Genomic DNA, 25698 nt, shown 5'->3' on the forward strand with positions numbered 1-25698 from the left:
CCGGCATCACCCGACCCGACGAGTCACCCGATCGGCAGCCCGGCGAAGAGGAGCGGTACGTGAGCGAGAGCAGTGCGGAGGTCGTCGTCGACGTCGCCTCCGCGGCCGTCGCGGCCTCCGCCGCGGGGGCGGCGGGAGGCTGGCGCCGGGCGACCGGTCTCGCCGGCGTGGCGATAGGCGTGGTGGCCGCGGGCGCGGCCGCCGGTGTCGCCCTGGAGCGGATGACGGTCGGCCGGGGCATGCGCCAGAAGGCCCTGCTCGCCCTGGACTCGGCGGGACCGTACGGCTCGCTGCGCGGCATGCCCGGCAAGGCGTTCGCGGACGACGGCACCGAGCTGTACTACGAGGTCGACGACGTCGACCAGGAGGCCGCCCAGGCGGCCATCGGGCCCCGCCGCCGCAGGCTCTTCGGCCGCAAGTTCCCCGCGCCGGTCACGGTCGTCTTCAGCCACGGCTACTGCCTGAACCAGGACTCCTGGCACTTCCAGCGGGCGGCGCTGCGGGGTGTCGTACGGACCGTGCACTGGGACCAGCGCAGCCACGGCCGGTCCGGGCGGGGCGTGGCGCAGACGCGGGACGACGAGCCGATCACCATCGAGCAGCTGGGCCGGGACCTGAAGGCCGTCATAGACGCGGCGGCACCCGAGGGCCCGCTGGTGCTGGTCGGGCACTCCATGGGCGGCATGACGGTGATGGCGCTGGCCGACCAGTACCCCGAGCTGATCCGCGAGCGGGTCGTCGGGGTCGCCTTCGTGGGGACGTCGTCGGGGCGGCTCGGCGAGGTCAACTACGGCCTGCCCGTCGCCGGGGTCAACGTGGTGCGGCGGGTGCTGCCCGGGGTGCTGAAGGTGCTGGGACAGCGGGCCGAGCTGGTGGAGAAGGGGCGCCGGGCGACGGCCGACCTGTTCGCCGGGATCATCAAGCGGTACTCGTTCGCGTCCCGGGACGTCGACCCGGCCGTCGCCCGGTTCGCCGAGCGGATGATCGAGAGCACGCCGATCGACGTGGTCGCCGAGTACTACCCGGCGTTCAACGACCACGACAAGACCGAGGCGCTCGTCCACCTCGTGGACCTGCCGGTGCTCGTCCTGGCGGGGGTGCAGGACCTCGTCACGCCGAGTGAGCACAGCGAGGCCATCGCCGATGTGCTCCCCGACGCCGAACTGGTGCTGGTGCCGGACGCGGGGCACCTGGTGATGCTGGAACACCCGGAAGTGGTCACCGACCGCCTCGCCGACCTGCTCACCCGCACGGGTGCCGTGCCCGCAGGGGCTACCGTGAAGGGCTATGGAAGCAGCAGCACCGCACAGCCCGGCTGAGCCCGGATCCGTCCAGATCGTCGTCACGTCCCCCGAGCAGATGCGGGAGCTGGGCCGTCGGCTCGCGAAACTGCTCCGCGCGGGTGACCTGGTGATGCTCAGCGGAGAGCTCGGCGCGGGCAAGACGACGCTGACCCGCGGCCTGGGCGAGGGGCTCGGCGTGCGCGGAGCCGTCACCTCGCCGACCTTCGTGATCGCCCGGGTGCATCCCTCCCTGGGTGACGGGCCGCCGCTCGTCCATGTCGACGCCTACCGGCTCTCCGGCGGTCTCGACGAGATGGAGGACCTGGACCTCGATGTCTCGTTGCCCGACTCCGTGGTCGTCGTGGAGTGGGGCGAGGGCAAGGTCGAGGAGCTGACCGAGGACCGGCTCCAGGTCGTGATCCACCGGGCGGTGGGCGACACGACCGACGAGGTCCGGCACATGACGGTCACCGGTGTGGGCGAACGCTGGGCCGCGGCGGATCTGAGCGTGCTCGCCGCCTGAGTGCTCACCGCGCCCGCCGCGGTCATCCGGTGAACGTTCCGACAAGACGTCGGCAAGATGTTGCGCTCGGCGTCTTGTGCGTGGTCACATGGTATCCAGTCCATAGTTAGGTCTACCTAACTATGTTGCCCCGGTCCTTCGGGAGGCGTCCATGTCGGCTACAGAGAGCAAGGGGCAGCCGCAGCGGTTCGCGGTCGCCGGGGTGTCCATGCGTGACCTGCTGGCGGCCGGCGAGGCGGCGGCCCTGGTCTCCACGCCGCCGCGCGCTCCCGAGCCGGAGCTGTCCGAGCGGGCCCCCGTGCACCGGGAAGCGGCTTAGCACCCTCCTAGGCCGTTTCTGACGGATCTCCGCGGCGTCGCGACGCCCGGCACGCTCCCCCGTTCTCGGCTTCGCTCGAACGGGAGGGGCCCCCACCGCCGCACCGCGCGAAAGCCCAAGTAGCTCCGCTACGAGGGCTTCAACGCGGCACTCCCCCAAGCTCTTCGAGCAGGGGGGACCCCCAGAGCACGCACCGAACGCCGCTCCTTCTCCCGCGGAGATCCATCAGAAGCGGCCTAGTGCCTGCTGCGGCACTAGCGGACGACCACGACCTTGCGGCCGATCGTCGCGAACGTCCACATCGCGTCCCCGTCCGCGCGGGACTCGCGGATGCCACCCGTACGGACCTTCGGGTCGGAAGCGGGAGGGGTGGGGCCGCCCACGGCCGCGCTGAAGCCGATGACCACACCGTTCACGGAGGCGAAGCGCACCACGTGCTCGACGGGGACGCCGTCGGAGCCGGTGACCGCCTTCGAGCGGGACGTCACCGAGTAACTGCCCGGCGCCGGGTCCACCGCGCTCGGCACGACCTTGAACGTGCGGCTGACCGCCTCGTCCCCGGCGACCAGCCACACCCGGTCACCGCGCAGCGAGTACACGACCCGGGCGCCCTTGCCGGAGCCGCCGGGCAGCGCGGCGGGGTCCTCGCCGGCCCGGGGCGCCTTCGACGCGCCGGCCGCCGGCGTGGCGCTCGCCTGCGCCGCCCGTCCCAGCCCGGCCGGGACGGTCTCGGCCGCCTGGTGGGCGAGGTAGCCGATCGTGGCGAGGGCCGCGGCGGTGAGCCCGGCCACGATTCCCGTACTGCTGGCTGCCACTGGGTCCACCTCACGTCGCACATCCCTGTCGTGACGGTAGGTGACGGTAGCAGCACGTGACGACCCGACCGCCGCGACCGTGCCGGGCCCCGGGGAGCCGTAGGCTGTTTGCGTGCTCTTGCTCGCTCTGGATACCGCCACGCCCGCCGTCACCGTCGCGCTGCACGACGGACGCGATGTCATCGCCTCGTCCAGTCAGGTGGACGCGCGGCGGCACGGGGAACTGCTGCTGCCGGCGATCGACCGGGTGCTCGCCGAGGCCGGTGTGCGGCTCGACGCCGTCACCGGGGTCGTCGCCGGGACCGGTCCGGGACCGTACACCGGGTTGCGCGTCGGACTGATGACCGCGGACACCTTCGGGCTCGCGCTCGGTGTCCCCGTGCACGGCGTGTGCACGCTGGACGGCCTCGCCTACGCCGCCGACCTGGACAGTCCGTTCGTCGTCGCGACCGACGCCCGCCGCAAGGAGGTGTACTGGGCCCGCTACGCCGACTCCCGCACCCGGGTCACCGACCCGGCCGTCGACCGGCCCGCCGACATCGCCGAGCAGGTCGAGGGGCTGCCCGCGATCGGCGCGGGGGCGCTGCTGTACCCCGACACCTTCCCCAAGGCGCACGAGCCGGAGCACGTGTCCGCCGCCGCCCTGGCCCGGCTGGCCGCGGAGAAGCTGGCCGCCGGCGAGGAACTCCCCGCGCCCCGGCCGCTGTACCTGCGCCGCCCCGACGCCCAGGTCCCCAAGAACTACAAGGTGGTCACGCCCAAGTGACCGATCCCGTGACGTGCACGCTGCGCGAGATGCGCTGGTGGGACATCGACTCCGTGCTGGAACTGGAGCGGGACCTGTTCCCCGAGGACGCCTGGTCCCGGGGCATGTTCTGGTCCGAACTCGCCCATGCGCGGGGGCCTGGGGCCAACCGGCGGTACGTGGTCGCCGAGGCCGGTTCGCGGATCGTCGGCTACGCCGGTCTGGTCGCCACCGGTGAGCAGGCCGACGTCCAGACCATCGCCGTGTCCCGCGAGCTGTGGGGCACCGGTCTCGGCGGACGGCTGCTGGCCGAACTGCTGCGGGCGGCCACCACCTTCGAGTGCGCCGAGGTGATGCTGGAGTGCCGGGTCGACAACGTCCGCGCACAGAAGCTGTACGAGCGCTTCGGCTTCGAGCCCATCGGTTTCCGGCGCGGCTACTACCAGCCGGGCAACGTGGACGCCCTGGTGATGCGCCTGACCGCCCCCGAGAACTCCGTACAAGGAACTGAGATCAATGGCTGACGAACCCCTCGTACTGGGAATCGAGACCTCCTGCGACGAGACCGGCGTCGGCATCGTGCGGGGCACCACCCTGCTGGCCGACGCCGTCGCCTCCAGCGTCGACGAGCACGCCCGCTTCGGCGGTGTCGTACCGGAGGTGGCGAGCCGCGCCCACCTGGAGGCGATGGTCCCCACCATCGACCGCGCCCTGAAGGAGGCGGGCGTCAGCGCCCGCGACCTCGACGGCATCGCCGTCACCGCCGGTCCCGGTCTCGCCGGTGCCCTGCTGGTCGGCGTCTCCGCGGCGAAGGCCTACGCGTACGCGCTCGGCAAGCCCCTCTACGGCGTCAACCACCTCGCCTCGCACATCTGCGTGGACCAGCTGGAGCACGGCGCGCTGCCCGAGCCGACCATGGCCCTGCTGGTCTCCGGCGGCCACTCCTCGCTGCTGCTGTCCTCGGACATCACCTCCGACGTCCGCCCGATGGGCGCCACCATCGACGACGCGGCCGGAGAGGCCTTCGACAAGATCGCCCGCGTGCTGAACCTCGGCTTCCCGGGCGGCCCGGTCATCGACCGGTACGCCAAGGAGGGCGACCCGAACGCGATCTCCTTCCCCCGCGGTCTGACCGGCCCGCGCGACCCGGTCTACGACTTCTCCTTCTCCGGGCTGAAGACCGCCGTGGCGCGCTGGATCGAGGCCAAGCGGGCGGCGGGGGAGGACGTGCCGGTGCGGGACGTGGCGGCCTCCTTCCAGGAGGCGGTCGTGGACGTGCTGACCCGCAAGGCCGTCCGGGCCTGCAAGGACGAGGGCGTCGACCACCTGATGATCGGCGGCGGCGTGGCCGCCAACTCCCGTCTGCGCGTCCTCGCCCAGGAGCGCTGCGAGGCCGCGGGGATCCGGCTGCGGGTGCCGCGGCCCAAGCTGTGCACGGACAACGGCGCGATGGTCGCCGCCCTCGGCGCGGAGATGGTCGCCCGGGGCCGGGCGGCGTCGTCCTGGGACCTGTCGGCGGACTCGTCCCTGCCGGTCACCGAACCGCACGTGCCCGGGCACGACCACGACCACGTGCACGAGGTCGGCGAGGAGAACCTCTACTCGTGACGGTCGCGTTGATGTGGGAGGCCCGGGCGTCCGAGGGGCGGGGCGAGGAGCTGCTGGCCTGGGCACGCGCCCAGGAACTCCCCGGCAGGCCGCTGCGCCGGGAGACCTTCCGGGCGCCCCAGGACCGGGTCCTCGTCATCACCTGGTGGGACGCCCCGTACGACGCCGACCTGCCCGAACTGCCGGACCCGGAGGGGGGACTGGTCACACGGGCTGTGCACCGGTGGCGGTTCGAGTCGGCGGACGCCGGCTGACCGAGAGCTCCCACGGCCTGCTCTCGACCCGCCCCCGCCACACCAGCATGCCGTGCCCGCGCTCCCAGTGGGCGGCGACCGCGGCCTGGCCCAGCCAGTCGACGGCCGACCACAGGGGCAGCACGGCCGCCCACGGTTCCCACAGGGACAAGAGCACCGTGAACAGCAGATACAGCACGAAGAGCCGCGGGCTGAAGGGCTTGTCGCGCAGGAAGCGCGCGGTCGGCAGGGCCGGGCCGGTGCCCTCGAGCCGGACCGCCTTCTCGAAGTCCCGTACCGCGCCGATCCACTTGAGCCCGGTCGCCTTGACGAGCGTCCACAGCAGCAGGAAGGCGAGCACACCGCCGATGTACAGGCCGAGCCGGCCGGGTTCGGACGGCGCGGAGAAGCCCTCGACCAGGCCGACGGTCGTCAGGGCGACGGCCGTGGCGGCCAGGACCGATACCGCGGCCCGCAGTTCGTGGTGCACCAGCCGGTCCATCGCGCCCCCCGTCATGCCCCGCACGGAGGGTCAGCCCACCCCCGACACCTCCGTCTCGCACCGCAGCCGCCGGTCGGCTCCCGCCTCGCGGACCGGACCCGTGAGCGTGAGGTGCGCCGTGTGGCGTACGTCCGCGCTGGACGCCGCCAACCGTAGTTCCAGGGCGCCCGGTTCGACCACCCTTCGGCCCGAACGGTCGGTGAACGCCGAAAAGTCCGTGTGGAAACGGAACGTGACCCGGGCGGCCTCGCCCGGGGCCAGCTCCACCCGCTGGTAGCCGATCAGCCGGACGTCGGGGCGGGTCACCGAGGCCACCGGGTCGTGCAGGTACAGCTGCACGACCTCCGCACCCTCGCGTCCGCCCGTGTTCCGGACGGTCACCGAGACGTCGTGGGAGCCGTCCGTGCCGAGTTCGGCCGGTTCGGTCGCGGAGCAGTCCTCCCAGGTGAACGCCGTGTACGAACGGCCGTGCCCGAAGGCGTACAGGGGGGTCGGGTCGAGGTTGCTGACCTCGCCCGCGAGGCCCAGGGGCGGCTGGAGGTAGGTCCAGGGCTGGCCGCCCGGGACCTGGGGGACGCTCACGGGAAGGCGGCCCGAGGGGTTGACGCGGCCCGACAGGACACCCGCGACGGCCGGGCCGCCCTCCTCGCCGGGGAAGAACGCCTGGACGACCGCGCCGAGGCGGTGGTGCCAGCGGCCCAGGGCGTAGGGGCGGCCGGTCAGCAGCACCAGCACCACGGGGACGCCCGTGGCGACCAGCGCGTCCAGCAGGTCGCCCTGGGCGCCCGGCAGACCGAGGTCCGTCGCGTCGCAGCCCTCGCCCGAGGTGCCGCGGCCGAACAGGCCCGCCCGGTCGCCGAGGACCGCCACGCACACATCCGCCTCGGCGGTGCGGGCGATCGCCTCGTCGAAGCCCGCGGTGTCCGGGTCCGTCACGTCACAGCCCTGCGCGAACGTCACCTTGGCGTCGGGCAGTTCGCCGCGCAGGGCGTCCAGGACCGTCGGGATCTCGATGCCGGCCGGCACCTCGGGGTGGTGGGTGAGGACATGGGACGGGAAGGAGTAGCAGCCCAGCATGGCCAGGGCGTCGGCCGCCCGGGGCCCGACGACCGCGATCCGGGTGTCGGGGGCCAGCGGCAGCAGGCCGTCGGGGTTGTCGAGCAGGACCACCGACTCCTCGGCCAGGCGGCGGGCCAGGATGCGGTTGCCGGTGGAGTCGAGGTTGATCTCGGTGGCCGGCTCGGGGGTCCAGCCCTCGTCCAGCAGGCCCAGTTCGCACTTCTGGAGCAGGACGTGGCGGGCCGCCCGGTCGACGAGTTCCTCGGGGACCCCGCCCGCGCGGACCGCCTCCAGCAGCGGCGGGCCGTAGCAGCTGACGGTGGGGAGTTCGACGTCGATGCCGGCGGTGAGGGCCGCGTGGGCCGCCTCGGCGGGGGTGCCCGCGACCCGGTGGAGGGTCTGCAGGAAGCCGATGCCGAAGTAGTCGGCCACGACCGTGCCGGTGAAGCCCCACTCCTCGCGCAGGAGACGGGTCAGCAGTCCGGGGTCCGCGGAGGCCGGGACGCCGTCCGTCTCGGTGTAGGCGGCCATCACCGAGCGGGCGCCGCCCTCGCGCAGGGCCATCTCGAAGGGCGGGAGGGTGACGTCGGCGAACTCGCGGACGCCGGCCCGGACCGGAGCGAGGTTGCGGGCACCGGCCGAGGAGGCGTACCCGGCGAAGTGCTTGAGCGTGGCGATGACTCCGGCCGACTCCAGGCCCCGCACATACGCGGTGCCGACCGTGCCGACCAGGTAGGGGTCCTCGCCGATCGTCTCCTCCACCCGGCCCCAGCGCGGATCGCGGACGACGTCCAGTACGGGTGCGAGGCCCTGGTGGACACCGGCCGAGCGCAGGTCGGCGCCGATGCGCCGGGCCATCTCCTCGACCAGCGGCGGATCCCAGGTCGCTCCCCAGGCGAGCGGGACCGGGTAGGCCGTGGCCTGCCAGGCGGTGAAGCCGGCCAGGCACTCCTCGTGCGCGATCGCCGGGATGCCGAATCGGCCGGCCGCGGTGATACGGCGCTGGGCGCGGGCCAGTGCCTGCGCGCCCAGCGCCGGGTCCACGGGCGCGGTGCCGAAGGAGCGGGTGAGCTGGCCCAGACCGTGGGTGATCAGCTCGTCCCATTCCTCGTCGGAGCGTTCGACGGTCATGTCGTGCTGGTGCGGAGCGACCCCGCCGCCGTCCGTCGCGGCGCCCACCCACACGCCGTACAACTGGGCGGTCTTCTCCTCCAGGGTCATCCGCGCGAGCAGGTCGTCGACGCGGGCGGCGGCGGGCAGCGCGGGATCACGCCAGGGGGCGGTGGTCATGAAGCTCCTGTCGGGTGGACGGGACGGCCCTCTCACGAGCGCGTGGAGGCTCCTGACGATCGTTTCCCGCGCCCGCTTCTACGAATGTTTCGATGTGTATGCCGAATGTTCCGGGAACCTATGGCGCCCTGGGGACTTCGTCAAGGGGGTCCGCAGGGTTACGATCGCCGCCATGACATCCCCGGAGCCCGTTGAAAGCCGGACGCAGATCCGGACGCAGGGGCGCACCGCGCAGACCGCGACGCTCGCCGAGATCGCCCGTGAGGCGGGCGTGTCGGCGCCGACTGTTTCGAAGGTCCTCAACGGCCGGGCCGACGTCGCCCCGGCCACCCGGTCCCGCGTCGAGGACCTGCTGCGCGCCCACGGCTACCGGCGCCGCCGCGCCGAGGCGACCCGCTCTCCCCTGATCGACCTGGTCTTCCACGAGCTGGAGAGCGCCTGGGCGATGGAGGTCATCCGGGGCGTGGAGAACGTGGCGCGGGACGCCGGGCTCAGTGTCGTGCTGTCCGAGAGCGCGGGGCGGCTCACCCCCGGCCGGACCTGGGCCGACCAGGTCGCCGCACGCCGGCCGCACGGAGTGATCCTGGTCCTGTCCGGCCTCGACGAGTCGCAGCGGGCCCTGCTGACCAGCCGCTCCATCCCGTTCGTGGTGATGGACCCGGCCGGCGACCCCGGCGCCGACGTGCCGTCGATCGGCGCGACCAACTGGCAGGGCGGTCTCGCGGCCACCCGGCATCTGGTCGAGCTGGGGCACCGAAGGATCGGCGCGATCAGCGGGCCCTCGCAGATGATGTGCAGCCGGGCCAGGATCGACGGCTACCGGGCCGCGCTGGAGACGGCCGGGCTGCCGGTGGATCCCGAGCTGATCGCGACCGGCGACTTCCACCACGAGACCGGCTACCGGCGGGGCCTGGAGCTGCTGCGCCGCCCGGACCGGCCGACCGCCGTCTTCGCCGGGAACGACCTGCAGGCGCTCGGGCTGTACGAGGCCGCGCGCGAGCTGGGCCTGCGCATCCCCGAGGACGTGAGCGTGGTCGGGTTCGACGATCTGCCGGTGGCGCCCTGGGTCGGGCCGCCGCTGACGACCGTGCGGCAGCCGCTGACGGAGATGGCCGAGGCCGCGGCCAAGCTGGTCCTCGACCTCGGGCGGGACGAGGGGACCCCGGCGACCCGGGTCGAGCTGGCGACGAGCCTGGTGGTGCGCAGCAGCACGGCGGGGCCGCCCGCGGAGGCGTAGGCGCTGCGTCGACGGGTCTGACGCGCGCTCCCACACCGCACCGAAGCCTATCGGTTACCTCACCGAAACTTTCGTAGGTCCTCGCGGTGAGCTTCCCGGAGATCGGGCTCACCGGCATCCCCTGCCCGCCGGAGTGGCCGCCGCCGCCGGCGAGTTCGACCTGGTCGCCGTCGGCCGCCTTGCTCCAGGACCCCGAGTGGGTCCGCAAGGTCCTCGACGGCCGCTTCGAGGACCTCGCCCCGTACCACCCGGCGTCGCTCAAGACCCTCAGCCGACCCCGCCCGTCCGGCAGGGTCCCGGCCGGCTCCCCGCCGCTCGCGACCGCCGCGACGCGCGCCGCCCACGCGCCCCCGCTCGGAGTCGGTGACGCCTCGCCGGGGAGGTGCGGGACGGGGCGCGGCGACCCCGCCACCGACGGGCGCCCGTACGGCGGTGGACGGCGTCACCGGCCAGTGGAGCGACGGCCGCGCGGGCCGGGTGCGGATCGCCCGCTCGGGCGCCCGCGCCGTCGTCGTGGAGGGCGAACCGTAGGTCGGGTGCCGTGCCGCGGATCACCCGGTCCCGGAACGCGAACCGCGCACGGACCGGCACGACGGCCGGTTGCGCGAACGCCCCCGGCAACGGACCGGTACCGGACGGCGGTTCGGTGACGTTCGGCCTCAACGGCTGGTGGAGCGGGAGCAATCCGGTGCCGGTGGTGACACTGAGGGTGAGTCCGGGCCCTGAAATCTGAGAATTTCCGAAGAAAGGGCGCCCTGAAGTCCCTGCCCGTCATAATTCGGACTTATGTTCCTGCTTGTGACGGGACACCACGGGGACGAGGGCACGGCAACGGGCCGGCGGTCGAGAGCGCTGAAGATCGTCGGCCTCACCCTGGCAGGCGCACTGGTGCTGGGCGCGGGAGCGGCGGTCTGGGCCTACTGGCACCTCAGCGACAACATCACCGGCGTCGACATCGACAACGCGCTGGGCGACGACCGGCCACCGAAGCCGCTGACCACACCGTCGCCCTCGGCCCCGGCTCTGCCGAGCGAACCTCTCAACATCCTGGTGCTCGGCTCGGACTCGCGCAGTGGCGAGGAGAACCGCAGGCTCGGCGGCGGCGACAGCTCCGGCGCCCGCTCCGATACGGCGATGGTCGTCCATCTCGACGCCGGGCGGACGAGCGCGACGGTGGTGAGCATCCCGCGCGACACCCTGGTCACGCGCCCGTCCTGCCCACGCCCGTCCGGCGGCTCCACGGCGATCGCCCACCGCTCCATGTTCAACAGCGCGTACGAGGTGGGCGGCCCGGTCTGCGCGGTGAAGACGGTCGAATCGCTCACCGGCATCCGCATGGACCACTACCTGGAGATCGACTTCTCCGGATTCACCGAGCTCGTGGACGCGCTCGGCGGCGTCACCGTCACCACGGACGAGGACATCGCCGACGAGGACAGCCACCTGCGGCTGAAGGCGGGCACCCACCACCTGGACGGCACCCGGGCCCTCGCCCTGGCCCGCACCCGGCACGGCATAGGCGACGGCAGCGACCTCGGCCGCATAGGCCTCCAGCAGAAGCTGGTGAAGGCGCTGCTGGAGCAGACCGCCTCCGAGGACCTGCTGACCGACCCGGCCAAGCTGTACCGCGTCGCGGACGCGGTGACCGCCGGCCTCACCACCGACACGGGCCTGGACTCCCTCGCCGAACTGACCCGGCTCGGCCGGAGCCTGCGGGGCCTCTCGGCGAGCGGGGTGCGAACGGTGATGATGCCCGTGGTGCGGGCGCCGTCGGACCCCAACCGGGTGGTGGCCGAGGAACCCGAGGCGGGCGAGCTGTGGGAATCACTGCGGTGACCTGCGCCGACGCGACCCGGAAAAAATCTTCGAAGAAATCCGGCGGGCATGTCGATCCGGCGCTCTCCCGATCGACGCAGGGGTGAGAGCGGGGAGAAGCCCCGCTCCGCGCAAGCCGAGGAGTCACCATGCCGCGCTTTCTCACCCTGATCCGCGTCGACGAGAAGAACGTCCCCGCCGAGGGTCCGAGCCCTGAACTCATGGAGCGGATGGGCAAGCTGCTGGAGGAGATCACCAAGGCCGGGGTCATGCTCGACACGGCTGGGCTCACGCCCACCTCGGACGGCAGCCGGGTGACCTGGGAGGGCGGGAAGCTGTCCGTCACCGACGGGCCGTTCACCGAGTCCAAGGAGGTCATCGGCGGCTACTCGATCAGCCAGTGCAAGGACAAGGCCGAGGCGATCGAGTGGACCAAGCGGTTCCTGTCCACGCACGAGGACTACTGGACGATCACCGCCGAGGTCCGGCAGATCGCCAAGGACTGACCGGTCCGGCTTGGCCGGGCGGCACCACGGGTGTCTGATGGTGGGCTGTGACCCCGCAGCCCACCCCGGCCCCGCAGCCCACCCCGGCCCCGCAGCCCACCCCGGCCCCCCGGCCCGACCCGACCGCCGAAGCCATCGAGACCGTCTTCCGCATGGAGTCGCCCCGGATCATCGCCGGTGTCACCCGGGTCGTCCGGGACGTCGGCATCGCCGAGGAACTCGCCCAGGACGCGCTGGTCGCGGCCCTGGAGCAGTGGCCGCGGGACGGAGTGCCCGACAACCCGGGCGCCTGGCTCATGACCACCGCCCGCCACCGCGCCGTCGACCTGGTCCGGCGCCGCGAGAACTACGCCCGCAAGCTGGCGGAGATCGGCCGGGACCTGCCGGCCGCGACTGCCCCGGAGGAACCCGCCGACCCGGACGGCATCGACGACGACCTGCTCCGCCTGGTCTTCACCGCCTGCCACCCGGTGCTGTCCACCGAGGCTCGCACCGCCCTCACTCTGCGCCTGCTCGGCGGCCTGACCACCGCCGAGATCGCCCGTGCCTTCCTGGTGCCCGAGCCGACGATCGCCCAGCGCGTCGTCCGCGCCAAACGCACCCTCGCGACCAGAAACGTCGCCTTCGAGGTACCCCACGGCCCCGACCGCGAGGCCCGCCTCGGCTCGGTCCTCGACGTCATCTACCTGATCTTCAACGAGGGGTACGCCGCGACGGCCGGCGACGACTGGCTCCGCCCGTCCCTGTGCGAGGACGCCCTGCGCCTGGCCCGGGTGCTCTCGGCGCTCATGCCGAAGGAACCCGAGGTGCACGGCCTCACCGCGCTTCTGGAGCTCCAGGCCTCCCGTACGGCGGCCCGCACCGGCCCCTCGGGCGACCCGGTCCTCCTGAAGGACCAGAACCGCTCCCGCTGGAACCGCTTGCTCATCGCCCGGGGCACCGACGCACTGGGCCGGGCCGAGGCCACCTCCTCCGGCGCCCCCGGCCCGTACACCCTCCAGGCGGCCATCGCCGCCTGCCACGCGCACGCGTACAGCTACGAGGAGACCGACTGGTCCCGCATCGCCACCCTCTACGGCCTCCTGGCCGCCCGCTCCCCGTCCCCGGTCGTGGAGCTGAACCGCGCGGTGGCCGTCTCGATGTCCGAGGGCCCGGCGCCGGCCCTCACCCTCGTCGACGCCCTGGCCGGTGAACCCGCCCTGCGGGACTACCACCTGCTGCCCAGTGTCCGAGGCGATCTCCTCGCCCGCCTGGGCCGTCCGCGGGAAGCCCGGGCCGAGTTCGAACGGGCGGCGTCCCTCGCCCGGAACGCGCGGGAGCGGGAGCTGCTGCTGCGCCGGGCCGCCGAACAGCCGTGACGGTCAGGCGGGGTGCCCGATGAGCATCGCCGGTGCCCCCGCGACCCGGGTCAGGAACACCGTGGCCGCGTGCGGGCCCTGCGGCTTGACCTTCCTGCGGAGCTCCTCCGGCTCCACCGCCGAGCCCCGCTTCTTGACGGTCAGCGTGCCCACCCGCCGCTCCCGCAGCAGCGCCTTCAGCTTCTTGAGGTTGAAGGGCAGATGGTCGGTGATCTCGTAGGCCGTGGCGTACGGGGTGGGATGCAGGGCGTCGGCCGTGACGTACGCGATGGTCGCGTCGAGCAGCCCTCCGCCCACCTGTTCGGCCACCTCGGCGACCAGGTGGGCGCGGATGACGGCGCCGTCGGGCTCGTACAGGTAGCGGCCGGGCGGGCGGACCTCCGGGTCGGGCAGGCCGCGGGAGAGCAGGGTGCGGGGGCCCGGCAGGAGGGTGGCCCGGACCGCCGCCGGCTCGGTGCCGAACCACAGCACCGCCTCCTTGACGTCCCCGCCGTCGGAGATCCACTCGGCCTCCGCGTCCTCCGGAATCGCCTCGTGCGGGATGCCGGGGGCGATCTTCAGCGCGGCGGCCCGGGGGGCCCGGCGGGCGGCGGAGACCGCCCAGGACAGGGGCGGTGAGTAGGCCTCGGGGTCGAAGATCCGGCCCCTTCCGCCGCGCCGGGCGGGGTCGACGAACACGGCGTCGAAACCGGCCGTGTCCACGTCCGTGACGTCCGCCTCGCGCACCTCGATGAGACCGGCCAGGCCCAGCGCGTCGGCGTTGGCCCGGGCCGCAGCGGCCGTCTGCGGGTCCCGGTCCACCGCCAGCACCCGGATCCCGGCGCGGGCCAGCGCGATCGCGTCGCCGCCGATGCCGCAGCACAGGTCGGCGACCGAGGTGACGCCCAGCTCGGCCATGCGCCGGGCCCGGTAGGCCGCCACGCTCGCCCGGGTCGACTGCTCGACCCCGTTCGGGGTGAAGAACATCCGGCCCGCGTCCTCCGCCCCGAACTTCACCGCCGCCCGCTGCCGCAGCCGCGCCTGGCCCAGCGCCGCCGACACCAGCTCGGCGGGATGCTCGCGGCGCAGCCGGGTCGCGACGGCCAGCTCCCGCGCCGGGTCGGTGTCCCGCACCTCGTCGAGGAGGGCGCGGCCTTCGGGGCTGAGGAGGGGAGCGAGGTCGTTCACCGGATCATTGTCGGCCACGGCGGCGGCCGCGGGGCGTGTGGGCCAGTCGGTGGATGGTGGGCCACCGGCCGCGGTGTCGGGGCGGGATCGGCCGGAGAGGGCTGCGAGGATCCGGCACCATGCGAGCAGTCGTACAAAATGACAAAAGCCGGGCATCGGGGCGGGCGTCCGCCGGCGCACGGATCGTCCTGGCCGTGCTCGTCCTCGCCGCCATCGCCTCCGGCTGCGCGCAGGGCGGCGGCAGCGACCGGGTCACCCCGGCCGGCGGGCAGCAGCCCCTCGACGCGCCCCCGGCCCGCGCGCTCGACTCCTACGCCACCAGGCTGCGCGCCGCGCACGCCGCCCGGGTCGCCGCCGCACACCGCTGGAACCTGCGCAAGGTCCCCCTGGCCGCCCCGCCGCCTCCCGCGACGAAGCCCGGGATCAGGACCCGCAAGGGCTTCGAGGTGGACGGCCACCGGGAGCTGGACCTCCCGCCCGTCTTCACCACGATCCCCACCCGGGACAAGGTCGTCTTCCTCACCATCGACGACGGTGCCGAGAAGGACCCGGCGTTCCTGCGGATGATGAGCGACCTGGACGTCCCGTACACGGCCTTCCTCAGCGGCTACCTCATCAAGGACGACCCCCGCTACTTCCGGAGGATGCAGTCGCGGGGCGTGGTCCTGAACAACCACACGCTGCACCACCCCGACCTGCGGGGCATGTCGTACCGCGCGCAGAAGCGCGAGATCTGCGGCATGCAGCGCTACCTGGAGCGGCGGTTCGGCAAACGGCCCGCCCTCTTCCGCCCGCCCTTCGGCAGCTACGACCGGACGACCCTGCGCGCCGCCAAGACCTGCGGCATCGCCTACGCGCCCCTGTGGAACGAGGAGGTCTTCGCCGACCACTGGGAGTACCGCGAGGCGGACCGGAAGCTGCGCCCGGGCGACATCGTCCTCACTCATTTCCGGGGCCGCGACCAGTGGAAGGGCACGATGACCGACATGGTCCGCCGTTTCCTCGACAAGGTCACGACCCAGGGCTATGCGGTCGGGCGGCTGGAGGACTACCTGTGAGGCGGCCGGCCGCCGCGCTGCTGTGCGCCGTCGTGCTGGCCGGCTGCGCCGGGGCGGGGCAGCGGCCGGGCACCGCCGACGGGCGGGCCCGGGACCCGGGTGCGGTGAGCGGCACCCGCCGACTGCCGCCCGTCGTGGACCACGTCGCCACCCGCGACCCGGTCGTCTTCCTCACCTACGACGACGGCGCCGAACGCGACCCCCGCTTCGTCGGCCTCGTGCGCGAACGGCGGCTCCCGGTCAGCATGTTCCTCACGGACAGCGTCGTGGGGCCCGGCTACGGCCACTTCGCCCGGCTGCGCGCGGTCGGCGCGTCCATCCAGAACCACACGCTCGACCACCCCGCCCTGCGCGGCCTGCCCTACGCCGGCCAGCGCGCCGAGATCTGCGGCCAGCAGCACAAACTGCGCTCCCGCTTCGGCATCAGCCCCCGCCTGTTCCGCCCGCCCTACGGCACCTACGACACGACGACCCTGCGCGCCGCGGCCGACTGCGGCATCACGGCGGTCGTCCTGTGGCGGGCGTCCGCGAACGCCGAGGGCGAGCTGACGTACACCCGCGGCCGCTCCGGGCTGCGGCCCGGCGACATCGTCTCGGTGCCGTCGGTCGAGACGGCCTCCCTGACCCTGACGGAACGGACCGAGCGGCTGTTGCGGGAGATCGAGCGGAGGGGGCTTCGGGTGGGGCGGCTGGAGGACTACCTGGAGGGAACACCTGGCCGACGCGCCGCAGCGAATTAGCAGTCCGCTTGACCGAGTGCTAATCGCGGTCATAGTCTCAGCTCTGGCACTCGACACAGGAGAGTGCCAACACAGCGACGGGCAGGTCCGGCACCCGCGACGACGGATCCACCTGGTCGCCACCTCAGACAGTTAACCCCGTGAGATCTCCGAAGGGGGAGGTCGGATCGTGACGACCACCAGCTCCAAGGTTGCCATCAAGCCGCTCGAGGACCGCATTGTGGTCCAGCCGCTCGACGCCGAGCAGACCACCGCCTCTGGCCTGGTCATCCCGGACACCGCTAAGGAGAAGCCCCAGGAGGGCGTCGTCCTGGCCGTGGGCCCGGGCCGCTTCGAGGACGGCAACCGTCTTCCGCTCGACGTCTCCGTCGGTGACGTCGTGCTCTACAGCAAGTACGGCGGCACCGAGGTGAAGTACAACGGCGAGGAGTACCTCGTCCTCTCGGCCCGCGACGTGCTCGCGATCGTCGAGAAGTAATTCACCCCAAGCACATTGCTTTGAACTGCGCCCCTGGCCCCCGCGAGCGACAACAAGCCGGGCGCCCGGGGCGCAGTGCCGTTACCCCAGATTCCGGAAGAGGGCTCACGCTCCCATGGCGAAGATCCTGAAGTTCGACGAGGACGCCCGTCGCGCCCTCGAGCGCGGCGTCAACAAGCTTGCCGACACGGTCAAGGTGACGATCGGCCCCAAGGGCCGCAACGTCGTCATCGACAAGAAGTTCGGCGCTCCCACCATCACCAACGACGGTGTCACGATCGCCCGCGAGGTCGAGATCGAGGACCCGTACGAGAACCTCGGTGCCCAGCTGGTCAAGGAGGTGGCGACCAAGACCAACGACATCGCGGGTGACGGTACGACCACCGCGACCGTGCTCGCCCAGGCGCTCGTACGCGAGGGCCTGAAGAACGTCGCCGCCGGTGCCTCCCCGGCCGCCCTGAAGAAGGGCATCGACGCCGCCGTCGCCGCTGTTTCCGAGGAACTGCTCGCGTCGGCCCGCCCGATCGACGAGAAGTCCGACATCGCCGCCGTCGCCGCCCTGTCCGCCCAGGACAGCCAGGTCGGCGAGCTCATCGCCGAGGCGATGGACAAGGTCGGCAAGGACGGTGTCATCACCGTCGAGGAGTCCAACACCTTCGGTCTGGAGCTGGACTTCACCGAGGGCATGGCCTTCGACAAGGGCTACCTGTCGCCGTACTTCGTGACGGACCAGGAGCGCATGGAAGCCGTCCTGGACGACCCGTACATCCTCATCACGCAGGGCAAGATCTCCGCCATCGCGGACCTCCTGCCGCTGCTGGAGAAGGTCATCCAGTCCAACGCCTCCAAGCCGCTGCTGATCATCGCCGAGGACGTCGAGGGCGAGGCCCTGTCGACCCTCGTCGTGAACAAGATCCGCGGCACCTTCAACGCCGTCGCCGTGAAGGCCCCCGGCTTCGGCGACCGCCGCAAGGCGATGCTGCAGGACCTGGCCGTCCTCACCGGCGCCACGGTCGTCTCCGAGGAGGTCGGCCTCAAGCTCGACCAGGTCGGCCTGGACGTGCTCGGCTCCGCCCGCCGCGTCACCGTCACCAAGGACGACACCACGGTCGTCGACGGCGCCGGCAACAAGGCCGACGTGCAGGGCCGCGTCGCCCAGATCAAGGCCGAGATCGAGTCCACCGACTCCGACTGGGACCGCGAGAAGCTCCAGGAGCGCCTCGCGAAGCTGGCCGGCGGAGTGTGCGTCATCCGCGTGGGTGCCGCCACCGAGGTCGAGCTCAAGGAGCGCAAGCACCGTCTGGAGGACGCCATCTCCGCGACCCGCGCCGCGGTCGAGGAGGGCATCGTCTCCGGTGGTGGCTCCGCGCTGGTCCACGCCGTCAAGGTCCTCGAGGGCAACCTCGGCAAGACCGGCGACGAGGCCACGGGTGTCGCGGTCGTCCGCAAGGCCGCCGTCGAGCCGCTGCGCTGGATCGCCGAGAACGCCGGCCTGGAGGGCTACGTCATCACCTCCAAGGTCGCCGAGCTCGACAAGGGCCAGGGCTTCAACGCCGCCACCGGCGAGTACGGCGACCTGGTCAAGGCCGGCGTCATCGACCCGGTCAAGGTCACCCGCTCCGCCCTGGAGAACGCCGCCTCCATCGCCTCCCTCCTCCTCACGACCGAGACCCTGGTCGTCGAGAAGAAGGAAGAGGAGGAGTCGGCCGCCGCGGGCCACAGCCACGGCCACTCCCACTGAGGCATGACGGCTGAGGCATGATGGCTGAGGGCTGACGACGTCAGCCCGCCCGAGCCCGAACGAAGGCCCGGCACCCCTGACGGGGCCGCCGGGCCTTCGCCGTGCCGTCCGCCGGTCAGGGAACCGGCGCACCGGTCAGCGACCTCCTACACACCGGAGCAGAAGGGGGTGGCGATGAGCCGGGCGCTCTACGAGGAACGGTCCAGAAACCCACTGGCGCGCACCGCGGAACTCACCGAGGACCGGCTGCGCAGAGGAGGCCGGACCACACCGCTGGACGAGCTGAACCTCGCCGCCATGGCCGAGGCGTATCTGCGGGGACGCTGGCTCGGCGGCGGCGGTACCGAACGCCCCCTGGAGTCGCTGGCGCAGGGCCCGGGCGTCGTCCCGGTCACCCGCGTCACCGGCACCACCACGCCCCTGAAGGTGCGCCGGACCGCCGACTTCGCCCACGCGCTCGGCGAACTGGCCGTGCGCAGGTGCGGCGGGGCGGACCAGGTGGCCGCACTCGCCGCGCGGGCCCAGGCGGAGGGCGTGCCCCTGTGGATCGCACGGCGGTACGCGCCGGGTCCCGCCGGGCCGGTCGCCGTCGCCGTGGACCGGCGCCTGGTCCGCGTGGACGTCTGGGGCCCGCACGCTCCCGCCGTCCGGCTCAGGGCACCGTACGGCTACCGCCCCGACACCGCCGACCGGGCGGGCGGCCTGGTCATGACCGTGGGGGACATCACCGCACGGCTCGAACTCCGCAAGAGGATGCGCAAGTCCAAGAGCAGCGTCGAGATCCGCCTGCCCGACCGGCGGTGGACACTGCGCCGCGAGAACGACGAGAGCTCGTGGCTGCTGCGCGACGACCGGCACGTCGCCCTGCTGACCCGCCCCGCACGGTGGCCCGGCCCCCCGCCCGGCTCGGTGCTGCTGCCGCTGGCCGACGTGCGCCACGAGAGCCCCGACCCCCTGGACGCCGTGGTGGCCCACACGGTCGCGGTGTCCTTCGGCCTCGGCGACACCACGGGCCTGGCCAGGTTCCGCGCCGTGAACTCCCGCCGGGACACCGGCGACGACATCTGGGAGCGTCCCTGGTTCAGCAACCTCGGCAGGGACCGTGACGACAACGAACCCGGCGGCGGCGACGGCTGGGGCAGTGACGGCGGGGACGGCGGCGACGGGGGCGGAGGCGGCGGTGACGGCGGCGGTGGGGACGGGGGAGGCGGCGGCGGAGGCGACTAGGGTCGGTCCGGCGGCCACACTCCGCCCGCCTCCGGGCCGGGGTGCCGCAGGCGTCTGAGACGAACGAGGGGCGGTGGAAGCCGTCTGCGCTCCCACCGCCCCTCACTCACGCCCCAAGGACGAGGCTCACGGCGTCAGAGCTCCGTAGGCTCCAGCGCCCCGAGCTGCTGCATCAGACCCAGCCGGTCGTACTGCCACCAGCCCTCGGCGATCTTCCCGTCGGCTGTGCAGCGGTGGATGGTCGTGCCGGTCATGGTGACGTCCTGCCCGGTCGGCGGGATCCCGAGGAAGTCACCCGTGTGACGGCCCCGGAAGGTCCACCGGGTGCACACCCGGTCGCCCTGCGCCATCTGGTCCTCGATGGTGAACGAGAAGTCGAACCCGCCCCGCCACACCTCCACCTCGCGCCGCACCGCGTCCAGCCCGATGGTGTCCTGCACATTGGCGGGATCGTGGTCGTGGTAGTCCTCGACGAACACGTCGTTGAACGGCGGCGCGTCCCCCTGGCCCGGCGCGAGCTCGAAGAACCTGCGCGCGGTGGCCGCGTACAGCTGCTCGTCCCGCACCACGTCCAGGTCCGTGAAGGTCGGCGTCTCCTCGCAGAGCGCCACCATGTCCTGGAAGATCCGGTCGGTCTCCGGCAGCCCGGAGTTGCGCATCGCCTCCTCGTAGGACGGGAACTCCACGATCTCCACGATGTGCGAGGCGTCGGCCCGGTCCTTCGCCACCACACTGTGCGACGCCGTCCGCTTCCCCTTGGTCTGCTCGACCCACCGGTCCATCAGCCGGTTCATCTCGTCGAGCTGACTGGTCCTGCATTCAATGAGCTGTACGAAGGTCATGGCCTCGCCTCCGGCCCCCCTGGGTCCGGCTGGAACAACCTCATTGTCCCAAGGGGAAGGAGCGGATGCCTCCCGGCACAGAGGGGGAAGAGGAGCCGGCCGGGGCCGCACGCGGCCGACCGGCCGCACGCCCCTACTGCGGCCCGTACTTCCGGCCCGTCCTGGACGACACCGCCCCGAGCATTCCCCGCGGCACCAGCTTCACCGCCCCCATCAGCGCCTTGTAGCGCGGGTCCGGAACGGACAGCGTCTTGCCGCGCGCCAGATCCTGCAGCGCAGCCGCCACCAGCTTGTCCGCGTCGAGCCACATCCAGCCCGGGATGTTGTCCGTGCCCATCCCGGCCCGGTCGTGGAACTCGGTGCGCACGAACCCCGGGCACAGCGCCATCAGCCGTACGCCGCTGCCCGCCAGGTCGCGCGCGGCGCCCTGGGTGAACTGCACGACCCAGGCCTTGGACGCGCCGTAGGTGCCCCGGGGGACGAACGCGGCCACCGACGCGACGTTGACGACGCCGCCGCGGCCGCGCTCGCGCATGGCCTCGGTCGCCGCCGACGTCAGCCGCAGCACCGCCTCGCAGTGCACCTTCAGCATCCGCAGCTCGTCGGCCATCGAGACGTCGAGATAGCGGCCCTTGTTGCCGAACCCGGCGTTGTTGACCAGCAGGTCGACGGGGCTCTTGCGGTCGCCCAGGCGTGCGGCCACCGCCTCGATGCCCTCGTCCTCGGCCAGGTCGGCCGTCAGTACCTCCGCCTCGATGCCGTGCCGGTCGTGCAGCTCGGTCGCCTGTTCCCGGAGCCGCTTGGTGTCGCGGGCCACCAGCACCAGGTTGTGCCCGTCCGCCGCCAGTCGCCGCGCGAACGCGGCCCCGATGCCTGCCGTCGATCCCGTAATCAGAGCCGTTGTCATGCCAGAAGGTTAGTGACCTGGATCGTGTGCATCCGCTTCCAAGTAGGACCGTCCGTGGTGAAGGGTCGGTGGAGACGGGCGTGGTGAGCGGTTGTCAGGCCCCGTACTTCTCCTCGTACTCCCGCACGATCCTCAGCAGCTCGGGGTGCAGCGCCTCACCCGCCGCCGACAGGCGCGGCAGCAGCGTCCGCTCGGTCGTCACCGCCCGGAACTGCAGGGCCACGGTCACCTCGTGGTCGGGCCGGTGCACGATCTCGACGGCATCGCCCGCCCGGATCTCCCCGGGCACGATCACCCGCAGATACGCTCCCGGAGCCCCCCGCCGCGTGAACCGCTTCACCCAGCCCTTCTCGCCCATATGGCCCTGGAACGTGCGGCACGGAATCCGCCCGGAGGTGATCTCCAGCACCACGTCGGGCCCCACGCGCCAGCGCTCCCCGATCAGGGCCCCGGACACGTCCAGGCCCTGGGTGGTGAGGTTCTCGCCGAACGCGCCGTCGGCCAGCGTCCGGCCCAGCTCGCGCTCCCATGCGTCCAGGTCCTCGCGGGCCATGGCGTACACCGCCTGGTCGTCGCCGCCGTGGTGCTCCAGCTTGCACACCGCGTCGCCGGCCAGCCCGCTGCCGCCGATGCCCTTGGGGCCGGGCGCCGACACCCGCACCGGCCCGTCCACCGGCCGCTTGTCGATCCCGGTCACGCCCCCCGGGGCGTCCGCGTAGGGAGCGGCCTCGGCACGGCCCAGATTCACAGACAGAAGCCTCATGCACCGCACGGTAGGCGACCGTGCCCCAAAGCGTCGACGCATTATTCGCATCGCAACCAAAGGGTCGCTTATCCTCGAAGGGTGATCGAAGCTCGTCATCTCCGTGTCCTGCGCGCCGTCGCGACCACCGGCTCCTTCTCCGCCGCGGGCCGCGAGCTGGGCTGTACCCAGCCCGCCGTCAGCCAGCAGATGAAGGCCCTGGAGACCTCCGTCGGCACGCCGCTGCTGATCCGTACCGGTCGGGAGATGCGCTTGACCCAGGCCGGCGAGGCCCTGGTGCGGCACGCCTCCGGGATCCTCGCCGGGCTCACGGCCGCGGAGGAGGAGGTGGCCGCCATCGCCGGGCTGCGAGCGGGCCGGGTCCGGCTCGTCTCCTTCCCCAGCGGCAGCTCCACCCTGGTCCCCACGGCCCTCGCCGCGCTGCGCGAGGCGCACCCCGGCACCCGCGTCTCCCTGGAGGAGGCCGAACCGCCCGCCTCCGTCAGCCTGCTGCGCGAGGGCGACTGTGACGTGGCACTCGCCTTCCGCTACCAGGGGGCGGCGGGCGCGGAGGAGTGGGACGACCTCGTCGTACGGCCGCTGCTGTCGGACCGGCTCGTCGCGCTGGTGCCGGAGCGGCACCGGCTGGCCGGCGCGGAGTCCGTCGCCATCGGCGAGCTCACCGGGGAGCCGTGGATCGCGGGCTGCCCCCGCTGCCGCGGACAACTGATCGAGGTGTGCGCGGCGGCCGGCTTCACCCCGCGCATCGACTTCGCGACCGACGACTACCCGGCCGTCGTCGGCCTCGTCGGCGCCGGCCTGGGCGTGGCCGTGCTGCCCCAGCTGGCCGTCGAGTCGGTACGGCCCCGGGGGGTGCGCACCGTGCGGCTCGAACCGGCGGTGCGGCGGGAGATCGTCGCGCTCACGCTGCCCGACCTCGCGCAGGTCCCGGCGGTGGCCGCGACACTCGACCAGCTGGCCCGGGCCGCCCGTCGCTGACGCCCGCCCACGGGCGTCAAAAACCAACGGCACGTGTGCGCGTGCCTGTTCGCAGAAACGTTCCTTCAGTCGTTCGAGGCGGAATGCCCGCCCGATGCCGACGCCGACACCAGCCGGTTGCGCGCCCGCCCCATGAGCTCTTCGCGCTCGTCCTCGGTCAGCCCGCCCCACACGCCGTACGGCTCGCGCACCGCCAGGGCGTGGGCGGCGCACTCGGCACGTACCGGGCACCTCATGCAGACCTCTTTGGCCGAGTTCTCACGAGCGCTCCTCGCCGCACCGCGCTCGCCCTCCGGATGGAAGAAGAGCGAGCTGTCCACCCCGCGACAGGCAGCCAGCAGCTGCCAGTCCCACAGGTCCGCGTTCGGTCCGGGAAGGCGGGAGAAATCTGCCATTACGTGACCCCTTGTAGCCGTTCTGGGCGGATCCGGTGTCTACGACCGTACAACTACGATCTAAGGAGATGAAAATATGACTCATTGCGAATCTAGCTCCAGACACTGGCAAAGCGGAAGAAATAGGTCTAAATGGGGCATGGGTTGTGAGGAAAGTTCGAGGGTCCGTCGCGCATATCGGCACCGTGTCCGGCCCCTCACGTAGAGTGCCGAAGATGGCAGCCACCCCCGTAACTCTTTCGAGTGACCGTCGTTGAGAGTGCGAGGCGGTTGAAGGAACAAGCGCTCGGGCGGGCGTCCGAGACGGTCGACCGCACAGGTGACGATTTCGTACCAGCCTGGAGGCTCAAGGTGACGTGCATCAGCTGCGGAGGGCGGTCATGACATCCGTCCTCGTCTGCGACGACTCCCCGCTTGCCCGAGAGGCGCTCCGTCGTGCGGTCGCGACCGTGCCCGGCGTCGAGCGCGTGACGACGGCGGCCAACGGCGAGGAAGTCCTCCGCCGCTGGGGGGCCGACCGCTCGGACCTGATTCTGATGGACGTGCGCATGCCCGGACTGGGCGGCGTCGAGACGGTCCGTCGGCTGCTGTCCGCCGACCCCGGTGCGCGCATCATCATGCTCACCGTCGCCGAGGACCTGGACGGTGTGGCCCTCGCGGTCGCCGCCGGTGCCCGCGGCTATCTGCACAAGGACGCCTCCCGCGCGGAACTGCGCGCGACGGTGACCCAGGCCCTGGCCGACCCGACCTGGCGGCTCGCCCCGCGCCGGCTGCGCTCGGCCGAGATGGGCGCCGCCCCCACGCTCACGGCGCGTGAGATCCAGGTCCTCGAAGGCATGAGCCACGGCCGCTCCAACGCGGAGATCGGCCGCGAGCTGTTCCTCTCCGAGGACACCGTCAAGACCCACGCCCGACGCCTGTTCAAGAAGCTCGGCGCCTCGGACCGGGCCCACGCGGTGGCGCTCGGCTTCCGGTGGGGTCTGGTGCGCTAGGGCCTGTCCTTTGGATCGGACCGGCTTCGACGCCGCGCGGCCTCCGGCCGGGACCGGGGGGCGGGGGCCCACGGATGCCCCCGCGTGAGCCGCACACGCACGGACCGGAGCCGGCGGCCGACGGCAGCGTCGGCAGGGTTCCGACCCTGCCCGAGCGAGGTCGAGAGCGCGGGAGGGCGCAGGCGAGGGCCCACGTCCCCGGGATGATCCGAACGGCAGGCCCCAGCGGTCGGGGTGAGGGCACAGAACGCCAGGTGGGCGCGGGTGGACCGGGGGTCCGCCGGAGGCCCGATGCTCGTTTCGCCGCGGATGCCGCATCCTTGAGGGTGTGGAGTTCCTCGGGGACGAGTCGGTCGAGCGGAAGGGGAGGGCGCAGGGGATGAGTGCCGGCGCACCTGCTCATAACGCTTCGGTGCACAACAACGGGCGCGGTGCCACGGACCGGGCGGCCGCAAGGCACCATGGACCGATGCGCGACGACGAGGCGGCCCATGCCCAGGGCGCGATCGGTGCGCTCGTCCACCGCGCCGTCGACGGGGACGAGCAGGCGACGCACGACCTGCTCGCCCATGTCCACCCGCTGGCCCTGCGCTACTGCCGCACCCGTCTGTCCCGTCTCCCGGGCGACGCCCGGCACTTCGTGGAGGACCTCGCCCAGGAGGTCTGCGTGGCCGTGCTCCTCGCACTGCCCCGCTACCGGGACACCGGGCGCCCCTTCGAGGCGTTCGTCTTCGCCATCGCCGCCCACAAGGTCGCCGACCTCCAGCGCGCGGCGATGCGTCACCCGGGCTCGACGGCCGTCCCCTCGGACGAGATGCCCGAGCGCCCCGACGACTCCCTCGGCCCGGAGGAGCGCGCCCTGCTCAGCAGTGACGCGGAATGGGCCAAGAAACTCCTGGCCAACCTGCCCGAGAACCAGCGGGAGCTGCTGCTGCTGCGGATCGCGGTAGGGCTGACGGCCGAGGAGACCGGCCAGATGTTGGGAATGTCACCCGGCGCGGTCCGGGTGGCCCAGCACAGGGCGCTGAGCCGGCTGCGGGCACTGGCCGAGCAGTAGCCCTGCTTCAACCACCCCTCTGTTGAACAGGCGGTGCGCCGCTTCCGTACGAATATACGA

28 protein-coding genes are annotated in these 25698 nt (G+C 72.6%); 20 read left to right on the forward strand and 8 right to left on the reverse strand.

All coding sequences use genetic code 11. The features are described from left to right. Window positions 1–59: 59 nt before the first annotated feature. The 3 genes from QNO09_RS07190 to QNO09_RS07200 all read left to right on the forward strand — a co-directional run bounded on the left by QNO09_RS07190 (window position 60) and on the right by QNO09_RS07200 (window position 2125). Window positions 60–1319, forward strand: coding sequence for an alpha/beta fold hydrolase (locus QNO09_RS07190; RefSeq protein WP_283969218.1), 1260 nt, complete (start codon window positions 60–62; stop codon window positions 1317–1319). Next, window positions 1288–1806, forward strand: a complete 519-nt coding sequence (gene tsaE, locus QNO09_RS07195) for a tRNA (adenosine(37)-N6)-threonylcarbamoyltransferase complex ATPase subunit type 1 TsaE (RefSeq protein ID WP_283969219.1) — start codon at window positions 1288–1290, stop codon at window positions 1804–1806. The genes QNO09_RS07190 and tsaE overlap by 32 nt, the downstream gene beginning before the upstream one ends. A 151-nt stretch (window positions 1807–1957) precedes the next feature. Continuing rightward, on the forward strand, window positions 1958–2125 hold the full coding sequence (locus tag QNO09_RS07200; protein ID WP_283969220.1) for a hypothetical protein: 168 nt from the start codon (window positions 1958–1960) through the stop codon (window positions 2123–2125). Window positions 2126–2379: 254 nt separating this feature from the next. On the opposite strand, the gene QNO09_RS07205 is transcribed toward QNO09_RS07200, so the two are convergent. Continuing rightward, window positions 2380–2940, reverse strand: a complete 561-nt coding sequence (locus QNO09_RS07205) for a hypothetical protein (protein WP_283969221.1) — start codon at window positions 2938–2940, stop codon at window positions 2380–2382. A gap of 112 nt (window positions 2941–3052) precedes the next feature. On the opposite strand from QNO09_RS07205, the gene tsaB reads away from it, so the two are divergent. The 4 genes from tsaB to QNO09_RS07225 are packed head-to-tail and all read left to right on the forward strand — an operon-like array spanning window position 3053 to window position 5547. Continuing rightward, the gene (gene tsaB / locus QNO09_RS07210; protein WP_283969222.1) at window positions 3053–3706 is read left to right on the forward strand and encodes a tRNA (adenosine(37)-N6)-threonylcarbamoyltransferase complex dimerization subunit type 1 TsaB; all 654 of its coding nucleotides are present in this window, start codon (window positions 3053–3055) and stop codon (window positions 3704–3706) included. Next, the gene (gene rimI / locus QNO09_RS07215; RefSeq protein WP_283969223.1) at window positions 3703–4209 is read left to right on the forward strand and encodes a ribosomal protein S18-alanine N-acetyltransferase; all 507 of its coding nucleotides are present in this window, start codon (window positions 3703–3705) and stop codon (window positions 4207–4209) included. Before tsaB ends, rimI begins: the two co-directional genes overlap by 4 nt. Then, window positions 4202–5293 carry a tRNA (adenosine(37)-N6)-threonylcarbamoyltransferase complex transferase subunit TsaD gene (gene tsaD, locus QNO09_RS07220; protein ID WP_283969224.1) on the forward strand — a complete coding sequence of 364 codons (1092 nt, stop codon included), beginning with the start codon at window positions 4202–4204 and terminating at the stop codon, window positions 5291–5293. The genes rimI and tsaD overlap by 8 nt, the downstream gene beginning before the upstream one ends. Then, window positions 5290–5547, forward strand: coding sequence for a hypothetical protein (locus QNO09_RS07225; RefSeq protein WP_283969225.1), 258 nt, complete (start codon window positions 5290–5292; stop codon window positions 5545–5547). Before tsaD ends, QNO09_RS07225 begins: the two co-directional genes overlap by 4 nt. On the opposite strand, the gene QNO09_RS07230 is transcribed toward QNO09_RS07225, so the two are convergent. Next, entirely contained in the window at window positions 5498–6043 is a 546-nt protein-coding gene (locus QNO09_RS07230) for a hypothetical protein (RefSeq protein ID WP_283969226.1), read from the reverse strand. The two genes, QNO09_RS07225 and QNO09_RS07230, sit on opposite strands and share 50 nt — an antisense overlap. Before the next feature lie 15 nt (window positions 6044–6058). After that, window positions 6059–8377: a beta-xylosidase/alpha-l-arabinosidase gene (locus QNO09_RS07235; RefSeq protein WP_283969227.1), complete on the reverse strand. Its 2319-nt coding sequence runs from the start codon at window positions 8375–8377 to the stop codon at window positions 6059–6061. Between the two features lie 172 nt (window positions 8378–8549). Here QNO09_RS07235 and QNO09_RS07240 point away from each other — a divergent pair, with 172 nt between their 5' ends. The 5 genes from QNO09_RS07240 (at window position 8550) to QNO09_RS07260 (ending at window position 13293) form a co-directional block, all read left to right on the forward strand. Further along, the gene (locus tag QNO09_RS07240) at window positions 8550–9614 is read left to right on the forward strand and encodes a LacI family DNA-binding transcriptional regulator (RefSeq protein WP_283969228.1); all 1065 of its coding nucleotides are present in this window, start codon (window positions 8550–8552) and stop codon (window positions 9612–9614) included. 541 nt (window positions 9615–10155) lie between these two features. Next, complete coding sequence (locus QNO09_RS39870) at window positions 10156–10347, forward strand: cellulose binding domain-containing protein (protein ID WP_502962256.1); 192 nt, start codon at window positions 10156–10158, stop codon at window positions 10345–10347. Window positions 10348–10400: 53 nt separating this feature from the next. Then, window positions 10401–11450, forward strand: a complete 1050-nt coding sequence (locus tag QNO09_RS07250; protein WP_283969229.1) for an LCP family protein — start codon at window positions 10401–10403, stop codon at window positions 11448–11450. A gap of 128 nt (window positions 11451–11578) precedes the next feature. Continuing rightward, window positions 11579–11935 carry a YciI family protein gene (locus QNO09_RS07255; protein WP_283969230.1) on the forward strand — a complete coding sequence of 119 codons (357 nt, stop codon included), beginning with the start codon at window positions 11579–11581 and terminating at the stop codon, window positions 11933–11935. A 134-nt stretch (window positions 11936–12069) separates the two neighbouring features. Beyond that, window positions 12070–13293: an RNA polymerase sigma factor gene (locus QNO09_RS07260; RefSeq protein ID WP_283969500.1), complete on the forward strand. Its 1224-nt coding sequence runs from the start codon at window positions 12070–12072 to the stop codon at window positions 13291–13293. A 3-nt stretch (window positions 13294–13296) separates the two neighbouring features. Here QNO09_RS07260 and QNO09_RS07265 read toward each other — a convergent pair whose 3' ends face one another. Beyond that, window positions 13297–14460, reverse strand: coding sequence for a THUMP-like domain-containing protein (locus tag QNO09_RS07265; protein ID WP_283969231.1), 1164 nt, complete (start codon window positions 14458–14460; stop codon window positions 13297–13299). Between the two features lie 119 nt (window positions 14461–14579). Between QNO09_RS07265 and QNO09_RS07270 the strand changes: the two genes are divergently transcribed. The 5 genes from QNO09_RS07270 (at window position 14580) to QNO09_RS07290 (ending at window position 19704) form a co-directional block, all read left to right on the forward strand. After that, window positions 14580–15518: a polysaccharide deacetylase family protein gene (locus QNO09_RS07270; RefSeq protein ID WP_283969232.1), complete on the forward strand. Its 939-nt coding sequence runs from the start codon at window positions 14580–14582 to the stop codon at window positions 15516–15518. Further along, the gene (locus tag QNO09_RS07275) at window positions 15515–16258 is read left to right on the forward strand and encodes a polysaccharide deacetylase family protein (RefSeq protein ID WP_283969233.1); all 744 of its coding nucleotides are present in this window, start codon (window positions 15515–15517) and stop codon (window positions 16256–16258) included. The genes QNO09_RS07270 and QNO09_RS07275 overlap by 4 nt, the downstream gene beginning before the upstream one ends. Before the next feature lie 169 nt (window positions 16259–16427). Further along, the gene (gene groES, locus QNO09_RS07280; RefSeq protein ID WP_003974211.1) at window positions 16428–16736 is read left to right on the forward strand and encodes a co-chaperone GroES; all 309 of its coding nucleotides are present in this window, start codon (window positions 16428–16430) and stop codon (window positions 16734–16736) included. 115 nt (window positions 16737–16851) lie between these two features. Further along, window positions 16852–18477: a chaperonin GroEL gene (gene groL, locus QNO09_RS07285; protein WP_283969234.1), complete on the forward strand. Its 1626-nt coding sequence runs from the start codon at window positions 16852–16854 to the stop codon at window positions 18475–18477. 174 nt (window positions 18478–18651) lie between these two features. Next, window positions 18652–19704 carry a hypothetical protein gene (locus QNO09_RS07290; RefSeq protein ID WP_283969235.1) on the forward strand — a complete coding sequence of 351 codons (1053 nt, stop codon included), beginning with the start codon at window positions 18652–18654 and terminating at the stop codon, window positions 19702–19704. 134 nt (window positions 19705–19838) lie between these two features. Here the strand turns inward: QNO09_RS07290 and QNO09_RS07295 are convergent, their stop codons facing one another. The 3 genes from QNO09_RS07295 to QNO09_RS07305 form a co-directional block, all read right to left on the reverse strand. Next, entirely contained in the window at window positions 19839–20546 is a 708-nt protein-coding gene (locus QNO09_RS07295; RefSeq protein ID WP_283969236.1) for an ester cyclase, read from the reverse strand. Window positions 20547–20679: 133 nt separating this feature from the next. Further along, window positions 20680–21453: an SDR family NAD(P)-dependent oxidoreductase gene (locus QNO09_RS07300; protein WP_283969237.1), complete on the reverse strand. Its 774-nt coding sequence runs from the start codon at window positions 21451–21453 to the stop codon at window positions 20680–20682. A gap of 94 nt (window positions 21454–21547) precedes the next feature. Next, the gene (locus QNO09_RS07305; RefSeq protein WP_283969238.1) at window positions 21548–22216 is read right to left on the reverse strand and encodes an MOSC domain-containing protein; all 669 of its coding nucleotides are present in this window, start codon (window positions 22214–22216) and stop codon (window positions 21548–21550) included. A gap of 81 nt (window positions 22217–22297) precedes the next feature. On the opposite strand from QNO09_RS07305, the gene QNO09_RS07310 reads away from it, so the two are divergent. Beyond that, the gene (locus tag QNO09_RS07310) at window positions 22298–23194 is read left to right on the forward strand and encodes a LysR family transcriptional regulator (protein WP_283969239.1); all 897 of its coding nucleotides are present in this window, start codon (window positions 22298–22300) and stop codon (window positions 23192–23194) included. Between the two features lie 65 nt (window positions 23195–23259). Here the strand turns inward: QNO09_RS07310 and QNO09_RS07315 are convergent, their stop codons facing one another. Beyond that, window positions 23260–23589: a WhiB family transcriptional regulator gene (locus QNO09_RS07315; RefSeq protein WP_283969240.1), complete on the reverse strand. Its 330-nt coding sequence runs from the start codon at window positions 23587–23589 to the stop codon at window positions 23260–23262. Between the two features lie 380 nt (window positions 23590–23969). Here QNO09_RS07315 and QNO09_RS07320 point away from each other — a divergent pair, with 380 nt between their 5' ends. Both QNO09_RS07320 and QNO09_RS07325 read left to right on the forward strand, forming a co-directional pair. Continuing rightward, entirely contained in the window at window positions 23970–24581 is a 612-nt protein-coding gene (locus QNO09_RS07320) for a response regulator transcription factor (protein ID WP_003948568.1), read from the forward strand. A 469-nt stretch (window positions 24582–25050) separates the two neighbouring features. Next, complete coding sequence (locus QNO09_RS07325) at window positions 25051–25638, forward strand: sigma-70 family RNA polymerase sigma factor (protein WP_033311556.1); 588 nt, start codon at window positions 25051–25053, stop codon at window positions 25636–25638. Window positions 25639–25698 lie beyond the last annotated feature (60 nt).

Origin of the sequence: Streptomyces sp. 378, from assembly GCF_030124145.1 — a bacterium.
Classification (GTDB): Bacteria; Actinomycetota; Actinomycetes; order Streptomycetales; family Streptomycetaceae; genus Streptomyces.